This window comes from Fusobacterium necrogenes, assembly GCF_900450765.1.
Lineage (GTDB): Bacteria > Fusobacteriota > Fusobacteriia > Fusobacteriales > Fusobacteriaceae > Fusobacterium_A > Fusobacterium_A necrogenes.
The window spans coordinates 1502791-1523192 of the sequence record NZ_UGGU01000003.1 but is presented as its reverse complement, the minus strand read 5'-3'; the positions used below and the strand labels follow the sequence as shown (position 1 = coordinate 1523192).

Below are 20402 nucleotides of genomic sequence, written 5' to 3'. Positions count from 1 at the left end.
GCAATTAATTTTGCAACAGCCTTTTTTCTATCCACCTATTATCATTCTACTATTTTTTTTAAAAATTAATTTTATTATTTTTGTAAAAATCATAGAAACTATACAAATATATGTGGTAAATAATATTAGTCCTAAATAGCTAAAATTTAATGTTAAGTTATATTTTTCTAAAAAATATTTTGTAATTAGTATAGAGTAATTATGGATAAAGAATATGGGAAAACTATAATTTGCTAAAAGAGATAGGGGTTTTTCTATTAAAATATATTTTTTATCTTGTATTTTGTAAAATAAGCCTACAAAGAATAGACAAACTATTATCTTTTGTATTCCCATTAAGTCAATTCCGTTATAAACAAACATATTGGCTTTATGCATATTCATAAATTTATTTATATGTACTTGAAAAATTCCCATTCCTATCCAAAGTAAAAATATAAAAGAATTATATTTTTTTAAATAAGGTAAAAGTTTTTCTTTATTTTGTGATATATATATTCCAAGGCAATAAGCTGGAGAAAAATAAAGAAGTGCTTGAATTACATTGATATGTAAATTATGTGCAGGTCTATGTATTAACATTCCTATTAATAATCCAATTATAATTATAAGTATTTTTCCTTTTTTAGCTTCTATATATCTTATGAAAAGTGGAGAAGATATAAAGAGTAAAAAGGCAAATGGAATATACCAAGTAGAATCAAGTAAAGCACCAGAAAGGTACATAAGTATTAGCCTGATGATATCAGAAATATTGATAGATGTTTCTGTAAGGGTTTCAGGAAATTTAATCATTATAATAGGAGTAATTATAATTAAGTATGGGAGAAAAACATTTTTAAATTTATTTTTCATAAATTTTTTAAAGTTGAATCCTCTAGAATAAAAAATATGATGGAATAAAAATCCAGATATAAAGACAAATAATGATGTTCCTCCAGTAGTCATAGTAAAAAAAAGTTTTCTGAAAAATGGATTACCTATGGGATTACTAAGATTAAAAAAATTAGTAATATAGAAGGAGTGCCCCATAACAATTAAAAAAATTGCAAATCCCCTAAAATAATTTAAAAAATTTAAGTACATAAATTTCTCCTTTCAAGTAGTTATTTTATAGATATACTAACATTTTTTTATGGCAAAAAAAGAAAAGATATACTTAGAAATAAATAAAAATTAAATAATTTTTGGACAAAATTATGGGTTTTATGATATAATTGAATGTAAAAACCTATTGATAGAAAGAGGGAAATTAATGAGAATTTTAGTGGTAGGAGATATAGTTGGAAGCCCAGGAAGAGAGACTTTAAAAACTTTTTTAGAGAAAAAAGGAAAAGGTTATGACTTTATAATTGTAAATGGAGAAAATGCTGCTGCTGGATTTGGACTTACAGTAAAATTAGCTGATCAATTACAAGAGTGGGGTTGTGATGTAATAACTAGTGGAAATCATATTTGGGATAAAAAAGAGCTATATGAATACTTAGATAGAAGTGATAGAGTTTTAAGACCAGCTAACTATCCAGATGAAAATACACCAGGTAAAGGATATACGATAGTAAAAGATAGAAAGGGAAATAAAATAGGAGTGCTATCTATTCAAGGAAGGGTATTTATGCCACCTATTGATTGTCCTTTTAAAAAAGCTAAAGAGATAATAAAAGAGATTAGGAAAGAGACAAAATTTATAATAGTAGATTTTCATGCTGAAGCAACATCAGAAAAAATTGCTATGGGTTGGCATTTAGATGGTTATGCTTCTGTAGTATTTGGAACTCATACACATATACAGACAGCTGATGAGAGAATTTTACCAGAGGGAACAGGGTATATTACAGATGTTGGAATGACAGGTTCAGAAAATGGAGTAATAGGAATGAAAGTTCAATCTGTATTACCAAAATTTTTAAACTCTCTTCCTCAAAGATTTGAAATAGCAGAAGGAAATGAAAGACTTTGTGGATTGGATATAGAGCTAGATGAGGAAACTGGAGAGTGTAAAAAAATAGAGAGAATTAGTAAAACACTTATGGAGATCTCATATTTATAAGGAGTGAAGAATGAAAGTAGTAGAGATAAAAGTAATATATGAAAGTGATGATATAGAAAGAGCTACTAAAGAGATTTCAGATATATTTTATGGGTTTGGAGTAACTGGATTAAAGATAGAAGAACCAATGAAAAGTAAAAATCCGTTAGATTTTTATAAAAATGAGAAGGAATTTTTAATGGTAGATCATGCTATTTCTGCTTACTTTCCATTAAATCCTTATGCTGAAAAGAGAAAGATGGCAATACTATCTACTTTTGAAGAAAAATTTGCTGATAGAGATGATATAATCTATACAGTTGATTTTTATGAGTATGATGAAGAAGACTATCAAAATAGCTGGAAAAAATATTTATTCCCAGAAAAAGTAAGTGAAAAATTTGTAGTAAAACCTACTTGGAGAGAGTATACTCCAGAAGCTGATGAACTTATAATAGAATTAGATCCAGGAAGAGCTTTTGGTACAGGTTCACACCCTACTACTTCACTATGTTTAAAACTTATGGAAGAGAATATCTCTGAAGGAGATAGTGTAATAGATGTAGGAGCAGGTTCTGGAATACTTATGATTGCAGCTGATAGACTTGGAGCTAGTGAAATATATGGAACTGATATAGATGAATTAGCAGTTGAATCAGCTAAAGAAAATCTTGAATTAAATAAAATTAGTGAAGAGAAAGCTAAAGTTTATAAAGGAGATTTAATCTCTGTTGTTGAGAATAAGAAATTTGATGTAGTTGTGGCTAATATTCTAGCTGATGTACTACTTATACTTTTACATGATATTTCAAAGGTTGTAAAACCAAATGGAAAGATTATCTTCTCTGGAATTATTGAAGATAAATGTGAGTTATTAAAAAGAGAAGTAGAGAGTTTAGGATTTACAGTAGAAGAGATAAAAGCTGATAAAGAGTGGAGAGCTATACTTATAAAAGCATAATTAGGAGGGAAAATGAAAGAGTTTATAGTTACAGTAGATGGACCTGCTGGAAGTGGAAAGAGTACAATAGCTAAAATAATAGCTAAAAAGTATGGATTTACATACCTAGATACTGGAGCTATGTATAGAATGATAGCCCTTTATGCTTTAAAGAATAGTATTGACTTACAAGATAGCAAAGCTATTGAAACTATGCTTAAAAATACAAAGTTAGATATTGTAGGAAATCAATTTTTTCTAAATGGAAAAGATGTTTCTGATGAGATAAGAACTCCTAGAGTAAGTGCAATAGTATCTCCAGTGTCTGCAATAAAAGAGGTAAGAGTAAAACTTGTAGATTTACAAAGAGAAATAAGCAAAGGAAAAAGTGTTATCTTAGATGGTAGAGATATAGGTACAGTAGTATTTCCAAATGGAGATGTAAAGATATATTTAGTAGCTTCTCCAGAGGAAAGAGCCAAAAGAAGACTTAAGGAGTATGAAGAAAAAGGAGTAGAGGCTGATTATGAATCAGTATTAACATCTATTAAAGAGAGAGATTTTATAGATTCTACTAGAAAGGAAAGTCCTCTAAAAAAAGCTGAAGATGCTCATGAAATAGATAGTAGTACTATGAGTATTGATGAGGTAGTAGAGGTTATTTCTAAATATATAGATGAAAAAATAGGAGTTTAGAATGTTTTATCAAATAATTAGAAGGATATTACAACCTTTTATTCTAATTTTAATGATGATAGGTGGAAGAAAGGGAGAGTTCTTAAAAAAAAGATTGAAACAAGATTTTTCTTCACTAAAAAAAGAAGAGTATATATGGGTACACTGTTCATCAGTAGGAGAGATAAATCTTTCTGAAACTCTAATAAAAAAACTTTTAGAGAATAGAAATGAAAGAATACTTCTGACTATGTTTACTGACACTGGAATAGGAGTAGCCAGAGATAAATTTAGAAAAAATGAGAGAGTAGATATTTTTTATTTTCCATTAGATGATAGAAAAAACATTTTAGATATTTTAAAGAGAATAAAGTTAAATCTATTGATTTTAGTAGAAACTGAGATTTGGCCAAATCTAATAACAGAGATTGGGAAAAAATCGAAAGTCATTATAGTAAATGGAAGAATTTCTGATAGGAGCTTTAAGAGATATCAAAAGCTATCTAGTTATTTGAAAAAAATATTTTTGTGTGTAGACAGATTTTATATGCAAAGTAATGAAGATAGTAGAAGAATAATAGAGATAGGTGCTGAAAAAAATAGAGTAGAAATTCTTGGAAATTTAAAATTTGATATATCTTTTCAAAAGTATAATGATAAGGAGAAAAGAGAGTTACAAAGTTTATTTAATATAGATGGTAGAAAAATTTTTACTGCTGGAAGTAGTAGAAGTGGAGAGTATGAGGTTTTACTTGATACATTTAAAGAATTAAAAGATACATTATTGGTTTTAGTCCCTAGACATATAGAGAGAACTCCTAAGATAGAAGAGATTATAAAAGAGTATGGATTTAGTTATAAAAAATATAGTGAGATAGATAGCAAAAAAGAAAAAACTGACATAGTTATAGTAGACAAAATAGGAATATTAAGAAAGATATACTCAATTACAGACATAGCTTTTGTAGGAGGAACTTTAGTAAATATTGGGGGGCATAGTTTACTTGAACCATTATTTTATGGAAAGACTCCCATATTTGGTCCATATTTACAAAATGTAAAGGAGATATCTAGAGAGATATTAGAGTTGGGATTAGGTTATAAAGTAACTAATGTAAAAGATTTTTTAGAAGCTATTAAAGAGATAGATGTAAAACAAGAAAGTTCTATTGAAAAAATAAAAGAGCTATTTGAGAAAAATAGTAGAACAGCAGATAAGATTGTAGAGAGAATAAAAAAATTAATATAAATGGAGGAGAAATGGAAGATTTAAGAGAAAATCTATGGAGCCACTTTTTCAAAAGTCCAAGAAAAAATTATAATCCATATATGTTTAAGCTTTTAGAATATCCAGAATATATCATATATGATAAGAAAATAATGGACTCTTATAAGGGAAAATGGCATGAGTTCTTTGGAAATAATAATCCTATATACTTAGAGATAGGTTCAGGTAGTGGAAATTTTGCACAAGGAATGGCAAAGAGATATCCTGAGAGAAATCATATGGGATTAGAACTTAGATTTAAAAGACTTGTACTATCAGCTGTAAAAGTAAAAAGAGATGGTTCTACAAATGCACTTTTCTTAAGAAGAAGAGGAGAAGAGATACTTGAGTTTGTAGCTGAAAATGAAGTTGATGGTATCTATGTAAATTTTCCAGATCCTTGGGAAGAAAATGAGAAAAATAGAGTTGTGCAAGAGAGTTTTTTCAAAACTTTAGATGTAATATTGAAAAAAGGTGGAATGTTTTACTTTAAAACTGATCATGATAAATATTATCAAGATGTAATTGATTTAGTAGAAAATTTAAATGGATATAGAGTGGTGTATTATACTTCAGATTTACATAAAAGTGAAAAAGTAGAAAATAATATAAAAACAGAGTTTGAACAACTGTTTTTATGTAAGCATAATAAAAATATTAACTATATTGAAATTGAAAAAATAAAGTAGGCTAGTAGGAGGTAACAATGGCTGGATATGTAGTAGTAGGGACTCAATGGGGTGACGAAGGAAAAGGAAAAATAATAGATGTATTAGCAGATAGAGCTGATTATGTTGTGAGATTTCAAGGTGGTAATAATGCTGGACATACAGTAGTAGTAAATGGAGAGAAGTTTATACTTCATCTACTACCATCTGGAATGTTACATGGAAATGGAAAATGTATAATAGGTCCAGGTGTTGTTGTAGATCCTAAAGTATTACTAAAGGAATTAGATACATTGGAAGAAAAAGGTGCTAAAGTAGATCATTTATTTATTAGTGATAGAGCTCATATAATTATGCCTTATCACATAAGAATAGATGAGTTAAATGAAGAAACTAGTGGAGAAAATAAGATAGGAACTACTAAAAGAGGAATTGGGCCGTGTTATGCTGATAAAATAAACAGAATTGGAATAAGAGCTGTAGATTTTTTAAATATGGATATCTTTGCTGAAAAATTAAAAAGATTTTTAGAAAAGAAGAATCAAATAATAACAAAGATATATGAATCAGAGCCACTTTCTTATGAAAAAATATTAGCTGACTACACAGGATATGCTGATAGATTAAGACATAGAATAATAGACTCTATACCAGAAATAAATAAAGCATTAGATGAAGATAAATTAGTTCTATTTGAAGGAGCTCAAGCTATGATGCTTGATATAAATTATGGAACTTATCCATATGTAACATCTTCATCACCTACTACTGGAGGAGTTACTACAGGAGTAGGTGTTTCTCCTAGAAAAATAACTAAAGGTATAGGAGTAATGAAAGCTTATACTACAAGAGTTGGAGAGGGACCTTTTGTTACTGAATTAAATGATGAGTTAGGTGAAAAATTAAGACAAATAGGTGGAGAGTATGGAGCAACTACAGGAAGACCTAGAAGATGTGGTTGGTTAGACTTAGTAGTTGGGAAATATGCTGTGGATATCAACGGACTTACAGATATAGTTATTACTAAGATAGATGTATTAAGTGGATTAGATACAGTAAAAATTTGTGTAGCTTATGAGATAGATGGAAAGAGATATGATTACGTTCCAGCATCTACTGAGATACTATATAGAGCAAAACCTATATATGAAGAGTTACCAGGATGGAAAGAAGATATCTCTCAAATGAAAACTTATGAAGAGTTACCAGAAAACTGTAAAAAATATATCAAAAGAATGGAGGAATTTTTAAATTGTCCAATATCAGTTGTTTCAGTTGGACCTGATAGAAGTCAGAATATACACATAAGAGAAATATAAAAAATAAATAGATATATACCTCATAAAGTTAAATTTTTATAGGACTTATAAAAATTTTTAAAAGAACTTGAGGTAGGAACATGGAAAAATTAAAAAGAGATATTAAAAATTATGTACCTTTTAATGAACAAGAAAAAAAGATAAGGAGCTTATTTTAGAAATATTTGAAAAAGAAAAAGGTATTTTAACAAGAGATAATAAAAAATACCATTTTACTGTCTCTACTTGGATAGTAAGTCTTGATAGAAAAAAAGTATTAATGTGTTATCATAATATATATGATTCATGGATTTGGTTAGGAGGACATACTGATGGAGATAGTAATTTGAAAAATGTAATTTTGAAAGAAATAAAAGAAGAAAGTGGGCTAACTAATATTAGGTTTCTATCTGAAAATATTTTTTCTTTAGAAGTACTTACAGTAGCAGGGCATATGAAAAATGGAGAATATATTTCTTCACATCTCCATTTGAATTTGACATTTTTATTAGAAGCTAATACTACTGAAAAATTATTTATAAAACATGATGAAATAGTAACTTAGAATTGATAAATATAGAAGAAATCCCCCAAAAATCAAGTGAAAGGTGGATTGTTGAAAATATTTATTCAAAATTAATTATTAAAGTAAATCAAATGATAAATTAACTTGAGATAAAAGTGATACTTAAAAAAAGAAAAGCTGTTGTAATTGAGTACAACAGCTTTTTTTTACTTTCTATTTAATAACTCTTTTAGTTTTTCTACTAGCTTATAAACTTTGGTCATAGGTTTACTATTAGCTGGAGTATTTGTTTTATGTTGTTCTTCTAATCTTTTAGCAAATTTAAGAGCCGAATTATAATTACCATAAGTTTCTAAAATTTCATAAATATTAGCAAGATTTTTTCTATACTTTCCATTATTTATACTATTTTTTTAAAGTAGAAGTTTAATTTTCCAATATACTGTTCCCTTGAAATTCCAGTACTAATAAATTCAAAATGAAGTAAGAACCATAGTTCAATAGCTTCATTAGACCAAGTAACATTTATATCTTCATTTTTCAGCTTTTATTATAGCACTATTAAATTGATTAGGATTAAATGAATCTTTATCAAATACACACCAAACATTTCCATAACCAATTAGTGCATTTCTCTAAGTTTTTTAGTATATTCAACTAGAGATTCAGTATTTCTTCCTTTTACTATAATATCTACACAGTCAACTTTTAGAGTTATAAAGTTTTTCTTTTCCTTAAATTCCTTTGTCTTTTTCTATGTAAATCATCAAATCCTATTATATTTTCTCAAACTCTTTTAATAATGGTAAAGCTCCATACTTACCAAGTAAGTAGTCTTTATTATAACTTGCGTCATTTCTAACTTTGTTATTATCTATTTTATATTCTACAAGGGAATAAAGTGTTGATTCATTCTTTATATTTTTTTATACAAACCAAATCTCATCTCTTCTAAAGTTTTCTTTCTTTAGGTTAATTACATCATGGGTTGTATAAATAAGTTGTGCCTTATTAGGATTACTATTTTTATTGTGAAATTTTTGAATTAAATATTTAGTTAAAAGTGGGTGTAACTTTACGTCAAGTTCATCTATAAAGATAGTTCCACCATTATTTAGACATTTCTCTATATCTGAATAAAGAGAAATCATCTTTAATGTTCCATCAGATTCTTCAGATATAGGCAGATATTCATTATTATTAGTATCGTTGTTTAAGTGAATAGAAAAAATACTATATTTCCCTTTATCCTCATTATTAGTTTCCTCAATCTTTATATCTTTAATTCCTACATCTATATCTGAAAGAAAATTATTGAAATTATCTTTAGCTTTTAAATCTCCTTTTAATAGCTTTTTTGGTAAAAATTCAGATAAATTTTCTCCTGAATTAAAAGTTCCTAGATTTAAAACTTTAGTTTCTTTGAACCACTCATAAGTATTCTTTATATCTCCAATTTTAATATTAGCTAAGAAAGATAAGATAAGAGTTTTTTCAGAAAGTCCATTTAACATTTCACTATATATTTTCAATTCTTTTGAAAGTTCAAAACTATTATTTTCTCTAGCAAAAACTAACTCAAACTTTCTATATTTTACTTTTTTTCTTTATATAGCCATTCCTCTTTTATACTATGATTATCTAATTCAAAGCCATATTGATATACTTCATTATTGTATTTAAAAAAGACTTCAAACATACTATTAGAGTTTTACTCTCTTCATCAAAAGCAAATCTCTTTAGAGGGATATTTTCCCACTTTGCTTCTTCAGTAAAAGAATCTAAAATAATTCTTTTCATATGGGAAAAAGCTTCTATAACATTAGATTTTCCACAGGCATTAGCACCATATATAGCTGTAACTTTAAGATATTTTTCATTTCCATTTTCAATTAATTTATCTGTATGTTCTTTGATTGAAGAAGCTGTCATATCAAGAGTTACTTCATCTTTAAAAGATTTAAAATTTTTAAAAGAAAATTGTATTAACATGAGCAACCTCCTTATACTATTTTTAAGAAAATTATATCATGTTTTAATTTGATTTAGAATTATTTGAGGAAATTTCTCAAATATATTAGAAAATTAATTTGTTTTAATATATAAACACCATTTTTCAAGATTATCAATATCAAAATTTTTTAAAGATGTACAAAATAATTTATATCCAACTTCATCATATTTCTCTAAATACTCTATAGTATCCTTTGAACCCCGAAAAAATTTATCACGAAATATGCAATATAGTTCCAAGGAGTCCATTATCAACCAATGATATCTATACATTCCTTCTGTATCTTTTACTTTTATTCTTTCAATCATTTTATCAATCCAAATAGATAAATGTTTTTTCTCTTCTAAAGATTTTAAGGAATTCAAGTCCACATACTTTTTTATTTTTTTTAAGAAATTTTTCCCAATATTTTGGTTATCCAATACAAGAGAAGCATTATAAAGATGTACAAAATTTTGTAGGTTTTGTAGGTGTTCAATTTCTTCTAAAGTATAGATAAATAAATCTAAATAGGTATTTGAAATCATAGTATTATCGTACGAAGTAACTTTTTCATTTACTATAATTAATGAATCAAAATCACTGTTTTGATTATTTGTTCCTTTATTGAAAGAACCATAGACAAATATACTTATAGGATTATATTTATCTTTTATATATTTCAATATCTTTTCTTTCTTTTCCACAAAAATACCCCTTTTTTCTCTCAAAATCAAAATCTTTACACATTATATTTGAATTTTTTCTAAACTCTTGTATATCAAATTCTAAATAGATTTCTTTTTCTTTTAAAGGAAAAATTAATTGAGTTCCCTCATAATTATAAATGGTACTATTTCCTAAAAAGCTTGTTGATAAACTATTATTTTCTTCTTTTCCAACACGATTACAAAGAATAACAGGAATTAAATTTTCAATAGCTCTTATTTTACAAATTTCATATGTTGTTATTCCTCCAAAATTGCCTAGAATAAAAATTAAATCAGCTCCTAAATTTAATTGTTCTCTTGATATTTCTGGAAACCACACATCAAAGCATATTTGAAGTCCTATATTTACTCCCTGAACTTTAAAAATTTTATTTTCCTCTCCAGCTTCAAACAAATTCTTTTCAAAATCAGTTAAATGAATTTTTCTATATGCTCCAATTACCTGTCCTTTATCTATTATAATAGCAGAGTTATATATTTTTTCTCCATCTTTTTCAGCTACTCCAACTATTACAGATTTCTTATTTTCTAATGTTATATTTTTCAACTTATTTATTAAAATATTTTTTTCTAATTCTGTAGCTATAGAAAAAAGCTCTTCTCTATTATTATAAAGGTATCCTCTATCTGATAGTTCAGGTAAAATAAATATATCAGCATTATTATTTGAAATTATTTTTGAAATTTTAGTAATATTTTTATTTATATCCTTAGAAATATCTAGCTGTAAAATTCCTATTTTCATATATTCTCCTTTTAATTTGACCTCATAAAATCCTTTTTAATCCCCTTCTAAAACTTTAGAGGACTTATACCTTACCTCAAAAATATAGATTTTAGTGCCTTTTTTATTTTTTCCACTACTTTTTTATCAAGTACAAGATAATTTTCTAGTCTATATGTTATTTTGGTATATATTCCTTCTCTTTCTTTAAAACTTAGTTGTTTTATATAAGTTTCTAATACTTTATATATTTTCTTATGTTTATTTCATTTTTAGTTTTTAATCCTCATTATAAATCTTGAGAAAAATATTGATCTTTTTAAGGTCTTCAAAAAAATTAGGATAAGATTTAGAAATAAATTCAGCACCATTAATAATCAAAGGAGTATCAAGTAAGGTAGCAAATATAGCAAGACTCATAATAACTCTGTGATCTTTATGACCAAAAACTTCACCACAGCTATTGTACTTTGTTTTTCCTTTGATATAAATATTATTTTTATCTGAGGATATTTCAACACCAAATTTTCTTAATTCTTTTTCCATTGAAACTATTCTATCACTTTCTTTATATCTTAGTCTTTGGGTATTATATAGTTTAAAATTTCCATTCCCATAAGAAGAGAAAACAGTAAGGATAGGACCAAGATCAGGGCAATTTTCTAAATTTATAATATTTCCTTTGGGAATACCTTTAAAGAATCTATATCCATCCTTTAATTTTTCGATTTTAATTCCAGTTTTCTTTAAAATCTTTATTATTTCTTTATCACCTTGTTTTGAATTAATTTGTAAACCTCTACAGGTTATTGTATTATTAAGAGCTCCTAAAACTGCAAAAAAGGCTAATTGAGAAAAATCACCTTCAACTTTATAATCAGTTGGAATATATTTTTGACCTCCTGGGATTGAAATGGTCAATTCATTTATAAAATTAATTTTAATACCAAAAGTTTTTAATGTATCAATAGTTAAATCAATATATGATTTTGATTCAAGAGGTGGAATAATTTTTATTGTAGAATTTTCTTTTAAAAGTGGAAGAGCAAAAAGAAGTCCACTAATAAATTGAGAGCTAATATTTCCAGGAATGGTATATTCATTAGGTTGTAATCTACCTAAGATTTTTATGCTTTTTTTATCTTGTTTATAAAAGAGAGCTTGTCTCAAAAAGATATTTTTATATATTTCTAAAGGACGATGTAGCAGTCTATTTTTTCCTTTAAATTCTATCTTTTTATTTGTCAATGAAAATATAGGAATGAGGAATCTAAGTGTTGAACCAGATTCATTACAATCTATTATATCATCTTTTATTCCTGAAAAATTTTTAACTCCTTCAATATATAAAGTATTTTTATTTTTAACAATATTAGCTCCTAATTTTTTCATTCCAGCGATGGTTGCTAAAATATCATCTGAGTATGTGATATTTTCAATTTTACTTTTTCCATCTGCAAGAGAAGCACAGATAATAGCTCTATGAGCTATACTTTTAGATGGTGGGATTAATATTTCACCAAAACATTTAGATGGATATATTTTGACTTTCATAATAACTCCTTAAAATTTTTTATTATATTTTACAACTTTTTTTTCTGAATTAATAGTGTTATAATTAAATAAAAAAGGTGATAGATATGAATAAATTAGAAGAAGCAAGAGTTAAAATAAATGAAATAGATAGAGAAATGGCTGAGCTTTTTGTAGAAAGAATGAAAGCTGTAGAAAAAGTAATAGAATATAAGTTCCAACATAATATGAAAATTTTAGATAGTAATAGAGAAAAAGATATCATTCAAAAAAATAAAGCTTTTATTATTGAAAAGAAATACGAAAGATACTACTTGAGTTTTATTCTTGAAATAATGAGGATCTCAAAAGAGTATCAAGGAGATATTTTGGGAAGAAAAGATTGAGCTTAAAATGTAAAATAAAGAGTTTATAAAAGAGGTACAGTGTATAATACTGAGCCTTTTTTATTACTAATAGTTTCATAGATTTCATTTCTATTTTTATGTTTAGAAATAGTTGAAAGAACTGTTTTAAGTTTGTAAAAATAAAAAAAGATGCACATATATAAAACTCTTTTTTGTTAGACAAGCTAGTAAAGTTTTGGTATAATATAAAGAAGTTCATAAATTATAACAAAGAAAAATAAAGGTGAAATATGGAAAAGATATTTGAACAGGTAGCAAAGGAATTGGAATTATCTCCAGTTCAAGTAATAAATACTATGCAACTTTTAGATGAAGGAGCAACTGTTCCTTTTATAGCTAGATATAGAAAGGAAGTTACTAATAATCTTGATGAAATAGAGATTGGAAAAATTTTAGAGACAGTTACTTATCAAAGAAATTTAGAGAAAAGAAAAGAAGAGGTAATTAGACTTATTGAAGAGCAAGGAAAACTTACTGATGAAATAGTAAAGTCAGTTGCTTTAGCAACTAAACTTCAAGAGGTAGAAGATATATATTTTCCTTATAGAAAAAAGAGAAAAACTAAGGCAGATACAGCAAAAGAAAGAGGATTAGAACCACTTTCTGATTATATATTAGAAGCTGTATCAAATGAGGCAGTAACTGAAAAAGCAAAGGACTTTATAACAGAAGAAGTTTCTAATGTAGATGAAGCAATAGAAGGAGCTATGCTTATATTAGCTCAAAATATATCTGAAACTCCTGCTTATAGAGAACAAATCAGAGAGATGATGCTTAATAAAGGAGTAATTACAACTAAAGAAAGTAAGAAAGCAAAAGAGTTAGATATAAAAAAAGTTTATTCTGACTATTATCAATATAGTGAGTCTATATCTAAAATACCTTCTCATAGAATTTTAGCTGTAAATAGAGGAGAGAGTGAAGAGATACTATCTGTTTCAATAGGATTTGAAAATGAAGTAAGAACAAGAGTAGAAAGACTTATACTAAAGGATTTTAAAAATAAAAATCTTCAAGATATTTATCAAAAAATAGTAGTAGATGCATTAGATAGATTGATACTTCCTTCTATTGAAAGAGAGGTAAGAAATATCTTAACAGATAAAGCAGAAAAAGAAGCAATTAAAGTGTTCAAAGAAAATTTGAAAAATCTTTTGATGCAACCACCTTTGCGAGAAAAAAGTATATTAGCACTAGATCCAGGTTATAGAACAGGATGTAAGGTAGCTATAATAGATAAGAATGGTTTTTATGTAGAAAATGATGTATTTTTTTTAATAGAAGAAATGCATACTCCAAAACAATTAGAAACTGCTGAAAAAAAGATAGTCAATTACGTAAATAAATATAATATAGATATAATAGTAATAGGAAATGGAACTGCATCAAGAGAAACAGAAAATTTTGTGGCAAATGTAATAAAAAAACATGATTTAAGTGCGAAATATCTTATATCAAATGAAGCGGGAGCTTCTATTTATTCAGCTTCAAAAATAGCAGCTGAAGAATTTCCAGACCTAGATGTAACTGTAAGGGGTGCTATTTCAATAGGAAGGAGAGTACAAGATCCACTTGCTGAATTAGTTAAAATAGATCCTAAATCTATAGGAGTAGGTATGTATCAACATGATGTAAATCAAGGTAGATTAGATGAATCTTTAGAGAGTGTAATAGCCTATGTGGTAAACAGTGTTGGAGTGAATTTAAATACAGCTTCTTGGGCATTGCTTTCACATATTTCAGGAATAAAAAGAAATATAGCTAAAAACATAGTTGATTATAGAAAAGAAAATGGAAACTTTCAAAATAGAAAAGAGCTTTTAAGGGTAAAAGGAATAGGAGCAAAAGCTTATGAACAGATGGCAGGTTTTCTTGTAATAGTAGATGGTGAGAATATATTGGATAATACAATAATTCATCCAGAGTCATATTATATAGCTGAAGAGTTGTTGACCGAGGCAGGACTTACAGTAGGAGAGTATAGAGTTAATTTGAATGTAGCTAGAGAAAGATTGAAAGGATTCGATTATAATAAATTTGCTAAAGAAAAAGGATATGGAGCAGAAACAGTAAAGGATATATATGAAGCTTTAATTAGAGATAGAAGAGACCCAAGAGATAGTTTTGAAAAGCCGTTACTAAAGTCAGATATATTGAAAATTGAGAATTTGCAACCTGGAATGGAGTTGGAGGGAACTGTTAGAAATGTCGTAAAATTTGGAGCCTTTATAGACATAGGCTTAAAAAATGATGCACTTTTACATATTTCAGAAATTTCAAATAAGTTTATAGATGATCCAAGTAAAGTTTTGTCAGTGGGGCAAATTATTAAAGTTAGGATAAAAGATATTGATAAAGAAAGAGAGAGAGTAGGATTAACTAAGAAGGAGAAATAGCTGTAATGAAAGTAAGTAAGAATTCCCTTTTAGTCAGAATGATATTTTACAATGATATTGCTATAGCAGTATCTTCTATTACAATAGCTCTTTTTTTAACATTTACAGCCTTTCAGAATATAGAATCTAGAGTAATAGAATCAGCAAGAGATAGAATATCCTTAATAAATAGGGTTTATAATGGAGAAGTCTTAAAAGTAAAAGATGATTTAAATCAGACTTTAAGAACTTTTTTTGCATTTGAAACTAGGAATTCAGAAAATATATTAAATTATAATGAAAAAGCTAATTTAGTAAGAAATCAATTGATAAGAAGAAATTATGAATTATATTCAAATTCTACACTTTGTATTGTTGATGAGAACGGCTTTGTTTTAGGAAAAACAAAGGATAATTCTATATATTCAAAAATAGATAAAGATGGATTTAAGGCTAATGTATCTAATGCTGATAGTGATATAAAGACTAGCTATTTTTCAAAGGTAGAGGATAAAATATTCAATAGAATTATTGTTAGATATAATGATGAAACTAATCAAAAATTATATTTAGTGTTGACTTTACCAATAGATAATACTACTTTAAAAAATCTTTCTGTATTGTCTTCAATAGGAGAAAGAGATAAAATTTTTCTATTAATAGATGATAAATACAAACTTGGGACTTTTGACTTAAAAGAGGATACTCCAATTTTAATAAGACGTGATATAAATAAATTTTCATTAAAAAATTATAATTATATTTATAAAAAAAGAAGTATTAATAATGAGACTTATTATATTGCATTATCTGATATATATGATTATAAAAATGATTATATAGGAAGTTTTGGAGTTGGAATATATTATGAGAATATTGAATTTATGAAGCTTATGGTTTCTCTTTCTGTCATGTTTATAGTATTGGTATTTATAATCTTAAGTACTACAATATCAGCTAGAATGTTTAGTAAATTATTAGAACCATTAGGAAGAATAGTTGAAGCAGCTGAAGAGGTAAGTAAAGGAAATTACAAAATATTTGTAAAACCTGAAGGTGTAGATGAGATGAGAACCTTATCTAAAACTTTTAATAAAATGGCTACTGATATCAGAGCTAACGAAGAACAAAGTAAAAATAAAAATAGAAAGTTAGTGGGAACTCTTAAAAGAATAGACGCTGTAGAGAAAATTCTTATGAATATACAGATAGAAGATGATATGAATACTACTGTAAAGGAAATAATGTCAGCTTTGACATCAGAGATAGGACTTGGTTTCAGTAGAGCTATGTACTTTAGATATAGTAGAGAGATTGATACTATGGTAGGGGAATTTGCCACTACAAATAATAAAGTTAAGCGTGAGATATTAAATGGAACTGATGGAACAGATGGATTTAAATTTCAGATAGAAGAGTTAAATAAATTAGTAAAATTGATAAAAATACCATTTAAAAATAAGAATTTAATAGCTAAATCTCTTATTGAAAGAAGAATAATATTTCAAAATGATAAAGGATATAAGCATGAACTTGGGAATGAACTTTTTAAAAGTTTAGGAATAAATAATTTTTTAATTATGCCAATATTTACAGAAATTAGAAATTATGGATGTATAGTGGTAGATTATTTTGGAAAAGAAAATAATGTAACACAAGAAGAAGTTGAATTATTGACTTTACTTTTTTTAAATATCTCTATCAGAATAAAAAATAAAAACTTAGAAAAGGAAAAAATAGATTCTGAAAGAACAGCTACTATCGGAAAACTTGTAGAGAGATTTTTTAAAAGAAGAGAGGTGTCTTTTGAAAAGATACTGGAACTTATCAAAAAGATATATAAAGAAAATTTAAATAATGATCTACTTAAAATTCAGATAGAAGAGATAAAAAATGAAATAGGAAAACTAAAAAGAGAGAAAGAGATTTTGAATGAGTATGTGAATGTAAAAAAGAATACCTCTTTAGAAGTAGTTGAAATAGAAACAATATTATCAGATGCAATAGAAGAAGTAGAGCCTAAATTAGAAAAGCTTGGGATAAATTTATCTACATTTATTAACTATAATGCAAAAATATTAGCAAATAGAGCTAGACTTACGAGGGCTTTTTATGAAATAATAAAAAATGCTAAGGAATCTTTTGATAGGAAGAATGATAATAATAAAAAAATAAATATAATAGTTACAAAGGAAAAAAATATTGATAAAATAAAAATTAGTATAATAGATAATGGAATTGGAATGTCTAAAGAGCAACTAGAAAATATATTTGAACCGTTTGTAGGATATAATGAAAATGCTCCAGGTCTTGGGCTTTCAATAGTTTCAAGAATAATAAAGGATCACTATGGAGTAATAAAATATTCATCCCAAGTAGATGAAGGGACAGAAGTAAAAATAACTTTAAATATATATAAGGAGGAAATTTTATAATGAGTGAAAAGGATTATGGGTCTACATTAAATCTTCCGAAGACAAGTTTTCAAATGAAGGCAAATCTTCCAAATAAGGAACCAAAAATTATTCAAAAATGGGAAAAAAATAAAATTTATGAAAAAGGATTAAGTAAGGGAACAAAATCATTTATACTACATGATGGGCCACCTTATGCAAATGGAGATATCCATATAGGACATGCTTTAAATAAGATATTAAAAGATATAATTTTAAAATATAAAAGACTTAGAGGCTATAATGCACCATATATTCCAGGATGGGATACACATGGATTACCTATTGAATTAAAAGTAACAGAAAAATTAGGAGAGAAAGCAAAGGAGATGTCTCCATTAGAGATAAGAAAACTTTGTACAGAATATGCTCTTAAATGGGTAGGAATTCAAAGAGAAGGATTTAAAAGATTAGGAGTACTAGGAGATTGGGAAAATCCTTACTTAACTTTAAAACCAGAGTATGAAGCAAAACAATTAGAAGTATTTGGAGAGCTTTATGAAAATGGATATATTTTCAAAGGATTAAAGCCAATTTATTGGTCTCCAGTTACAGAAACAGCTCTAGCAGAAGCTGAAATAGAGTATAAGAATGTAACTTCTCCATCTATCTATGTAAAAATGGAAGCTAATGCTGATTTATTAGAAAGATTAGGACTTACAGAACAAACTTGGGTAGTAATTTGGACAACAACTCCTTGGACATTACCAGCAAATATGGCTATATCATTAAATCCTAACTTCGAATATGGAGTATATAAAACAGAAAAAGGAAATCTAATTCTAGCTAAAGATTTAGCAGAAAAAGCTTTTGCTGAGATGGAAATAGCTGAATATGAATTAGTAAAAGAGTTTATAGGAAGTGACTTAGAAAGAGCAACTTATAAACATCCATTCTTAGAGAGAACAGGTATGATAATATTAGGAACACACGTTACTGCTGATGCAGGAACAGGTTGTGTACACACAGCTCCTGGACATGGACAAGATGACTATGTAGTAGCAACTAGATATGGAATTGAGGTAATCTCTCCTATTAATAACAAAGGGGTACTTACTGAGGAAGCAGGACAGTTTGCTGGATTATTCTACTTAAAGGCAAATAAAGCAATAGTTACTCATATTGAAGAGACTGGACACTTATTAAAATTAAAAAATATAGAGCACTCTTATCCACACGATTGGAGGTCAAAAACTCCAGTAATATTTAGAGCTACAGAGCAATGGTTCGTAAAAGCTGAAGGTTCAGATTTAAGAGAGAAAGCGTTAAGAGTTCTTGATAATGTAGAGTTTGTACCAGCATGGGGAAGAAATAGAATAGGTTCTATGCTAGAAACAAGACCTGACTGGTGTATCTCTAGACAAAGAGTATGGGGAGTACCAATTCCTGTATTCTACAATGAAGAGACTGGAAAAGAGATTTATAATAAAGAGATTTTAGCAAGAATAGTAGAGATAGTTAAAAAAGAGGGAACAGCAGCTTGGTTAACTCATACAGCTGAAGAGTTAATAGGAGAAGAGTTATTAGAGAAATATAACTTAAAAGGAGTAACATTAAGAAAAGAAACAAATATTATGGACGTTTGGTTTGACTCTGGAGTATCTCATAGATCAGTTTTAGAAACTAGAGGAGAACTATTACATAGACCAGCTGATATGTACTTAGAGGGTTCTGACCAACATAGAGGATGGTTCCAAACATCACTTCTTACTTCAATAGGTTCTACACATGATGCTCCATACAAAAAAATCTTAACTCATGGATTTGTAAATGATGGAGAAGGTAAGAAAATGTCTAAATCGGTAGGAAATGTAGTAGTGCCAGCTGATGTTATAAAAGTATATGGAGCAGATATCTTGAGATTATGGTGTGCTTCAGTAGATTACAGAGAGGATGTGAAAATCTCTGATAATATCTTAAAACAAATGGCAGAGGCATACAGAAGAGTAAGAAATACTGCTAGATATATTTTAGGTAATAGCAATGATTTCAATCCTACAACTGATAAAGTAGCTTACAAAGATTTAATGGAAATTGATAAATGGGCATTAAATAAATTAGAAATTTTAAAGAGAAAAGTTACAGAAAATTATGAAAAATATGAGTTCTATAACTTATTCCAAGATATTCATTACTTTGCTGGTGTAGACATGTCAGCTTTCTATTTAGATATTATAAAAGATAGATTATATACAGAAGGAACAAACTCATTAGATAGAAAATCAGCTCAAACAGTAATGACAGAGATATTATTAACTTTAACTAAGATGATAGCTCCAATTCTTTCATTTACAGCTGAAGAGATTTGGGATACATTACCAGAAGCTTTAAAAGATGAGGAATCAGTACTTTTAACTTCATGGTATGAGGAAAATGATGAGTACTTAAATCCAGAAGTAGAAGCTAAATGGGCAGATATTATAAAAATAAGAAAAGAAGCCAATAAATCTCTAGAGAAAGCAAGACAAGGAGAGAATAGAATAATTGGGAATTCTCTTGATGCTAAAGTAGTGCTATTCTCTAAAAACGTCGATATGCAAAAATTCTTAGTAGAAAATAGAGATAGACTAGAGTTAGCATTAATTGTTTCAAATGTTGAAATAGTAAATTCTTATGATGAAACATTTGTAGAGGGAGAAGAATTAAAAGAATTATACATAAAAGTTGTACATGCAGAGGGAGAAAAATGTGAAAGATGTTGGAAATATTCAACTGAGGTTGGAGTAGATGTAGAACATCCTACACTTTGTCCAAGATGTGCTTCTGTACTAAAAAATAACTAG

At 27.4% G+C, this 20402-nt stretch carries 18 protein-coding genes; 11 read left to right on the top strand and 7 right to left on the bottom strand.

What is annotated here, in order from left to right:
• Positions 1-27: 27 nt before the first annotated feature.
• Positions 28-1086, bottom strand: coding sequence for an acyltransferase family protein (locus DYA59_RS07155; RefSeq protein ID WP_115270777.1), 1059 nt, complete (start codon positions 1084-1086; stop codon positions 28-30).
• Between the two features lie 169 nt (positions 1087-1255).
• Here DYA59_RS07155 and DYA59_RS07150 point away from each other — a divergent pair, with 169 nt between their 5' ends.
• The 7 genes from DYA59_RS07150 (at position 1256) to DYA59_RS09510 (ending at position 7442) form a co-directional block, all read left to right on the top strand.
• On the top strand, positions 1256-2050 hold the full coding sequence (locus DYA59_RS07150) for a TIGR00282 family metallophosphoesterase (RefSeq protein ID WP_115270775.1): 795 nt from the start codon (positions 1256-1258) through the stop codon (positions 2048-2050).
• Positions 2051-2060: 10 nt separating this feature from the next.
• Positions 2061-2990 (top strand): 50S ribosomal protein L11 methyltransferase, encoded by a 930-nt coding sequence (prmA, locus tag DYA59_RS07145; RefSeq protein WP_115270773.1) that lies wholly within the window; start codon positions 2061-2063, stop codon positions 2988-2990.
• A 12-nt stretch (positions 2991-3002) separates the two neighbouring features.
• Complete coding sequence (gene cmk, locus DYA59_RS07140) at positions 3003-3665, top strand: (d)CMP kinase (RefSeq protein ID WP_115270771.1); 663 nt, start codon at positions 3003-3005, stop codon at positions 3663-3665.
• Position 3666: 1 nt separating this feature from the next.
• Positions 3667-4893 carry a 3-deoxy-D-manno-octulosonic acid transferase gene (locus tag DYA59_RS07135; RefSeq protein WP_115270769.1) on the top strand — a complete coding sequence of 409 codons (1227 nt, stop codon included), beginning with the start codon at positions 3667-3669 and terminating at the stop codon, positions 4891-4893.
• 11 nt (positions 4894-4904) lie between these two features.
• Positions 4905-5600 carry a tRNA (guanosine(46)-N7)-methyltransferase TrmB gene (gene trmB / locus DYA59_RS07130; RefSeq protein WP_115270767.1) on the top strand — a complete coding sequence of 232 codons (696 nt, stop codon included), beginning with the start codon at positions 4905-4907 and terminating at the stop codon, positions 5598-5600.
• 17 nt (positions 5601-5617) lie between these two features.
• Positions 5618-6898: an adenylosuccinate synthase gene (locus DYA59_RS07125; RefSeq protein WP_115270765.1), complete on the top strand. Its 1281-nt coding sequence runs from the start codon at positions 5618-5620 to the stop codon at positions 6896-6898.
• Between the two features lie 325 nt (positions 6899-7223).
• The gene (locus tag DYA59_RS09510; protein ID WP_218564216.1) at positions 7224-7442 is read left to right on the top strand and encodes an NUDIX hydrolase; all 219 of its coding nucleotides are present in this window, start codon (positions 7224-7226) and stop codon (positions 7440-7442) included.
• A 361-nt stretch (positions 7443-7803) separates the two neighbouring features.
• Here DYA59_RS09510 and DYA59_RS09685 read toward each other — a convergent pair whose 3' ends face one another.
• The 6 genes from DYA59_RS09685 to aroA all read right to left on the bottom strand — a co-directional run bounded on the left by DYA59_RS09685 (position 7804) and on the right by aroA (position 12405).
• Entirely contained in the window at positions 7804-7932 is a 129-nt protein-coding gene (locus DYA59_RS09685) for an RloB domain-containing protein (protein ID WP_407918897.1), read from the bottom strand.
• 397 nt (positions 7933-8329) lie between these two features.
• On the bottom strand, positions 8330-8935 hold the full coding sequence (locus DYA59_RS07105) for an AAA family ATPase (protein WP_115270763.1): 606 nt from the start codon (positions 8933-8935) through the stop codon (positions 8330-8332).
• 109 nt (positions 8936-9044) lie between these two features.
• Positions 9045-9395 carry an AAA family ATPase gene (locus DYA59_RS07100; RefSeq protein WP_115270761.1) on the bottom strand — a complete coding sequence of 117 codons (351 nt, stop codon included), beginning with the start codon at positions 9393-9395 and terminating at the stop codon, positions 9045-9047.
• A 93-nt stretch (positions 9396-9488) separates the two neighbouring features.
• Positions 9489-10103 (bottom strand): nucleotidyltransferase domain-containing protein, encoded by a 615-nt coding sequence (locus DYA59_RS07095; protein WP_172606963.1) that lies wholly within the window; start codon positions 10101-10103, stop codon positions 9489-9491.
• Positions 10063-10872 (bottom strand): carbon-nitrogen hydrolase family protein, encoded by an 810-nt coding sequence (locus DYA59_RS07090; RefSeq protein WP_115270757.1) that lies wholly within the window; start codon positions 10870-10872, stop codon positions 10063-10065. The genes DYA59_RS07095 and DYA59_RS07090 overlap by 41 nt, the downstream gene beginning before the upstream one ends.
• A 258-nt stretch (positions 10873-11130) precedes the next feature.
• A complete protein-coding gene (gene aroA / locus DYA59_RS07085) occupies positions 11131-12405 on the bottom strand; it encodes a 3-phosphoshikimate 1-carboxyvinyltransferase (RefSeq protein WP_115270755.1) in 1275 nt (424 codons plus the stop codon).
• A gap of 86 nt (positions 12406-12491) precedes the next feature.
• Here aroA and DYA59_RS07080 point away from each other — a divergent pair, with 86 nt between their 5' ends.
• The 4 genes from DYA59_RS07080 (at position 12492) to ileS (ending at position 20402) form a co-directional block, all read left to right on the top strand.
• Positions 12492-12770, top strand: a complete 279-nt coding sequence (locus DYA59_RS07080) for a chorismate mutase (protein ID WP_115270753.1) — start codon at positions 12492-12494, stop codon at positions 12768-12770.
• Between the two features lie 251 nt (positions 12771-13021).
• Positions 13022-15187, top strand: a complete 2166-nt coding sequence (locus DYA59_RS07075; RefSeq protein ID WP_115270751.1) for a Tex family protein — start codon at positions 13022-13024, stop codon at positions 15185-15187.
• A gap of 5 nt (positions 15188-15192) precedes the next feature.
• Entirely contained in the window at positions 15193-17601 is a 2409-nt protein-coding gene (locus DYA59_RS07070) for a sensor histidine kinase (RefSeq protein ID WP_115270749.1), read from the top strand.
• Complete coding sequence (gene ileS, locus DYA59_RS07065) at positions 17601-20402, top strand: isoleucine--tRNA ligase (protein WP_115270747.1); 2802 nt, start codon at positions 17601-17603, stop codon at positions 20400-20402. Before DYA59_RS07070 ends, ileS begins: the two co-directional genes overlap by 1 nt.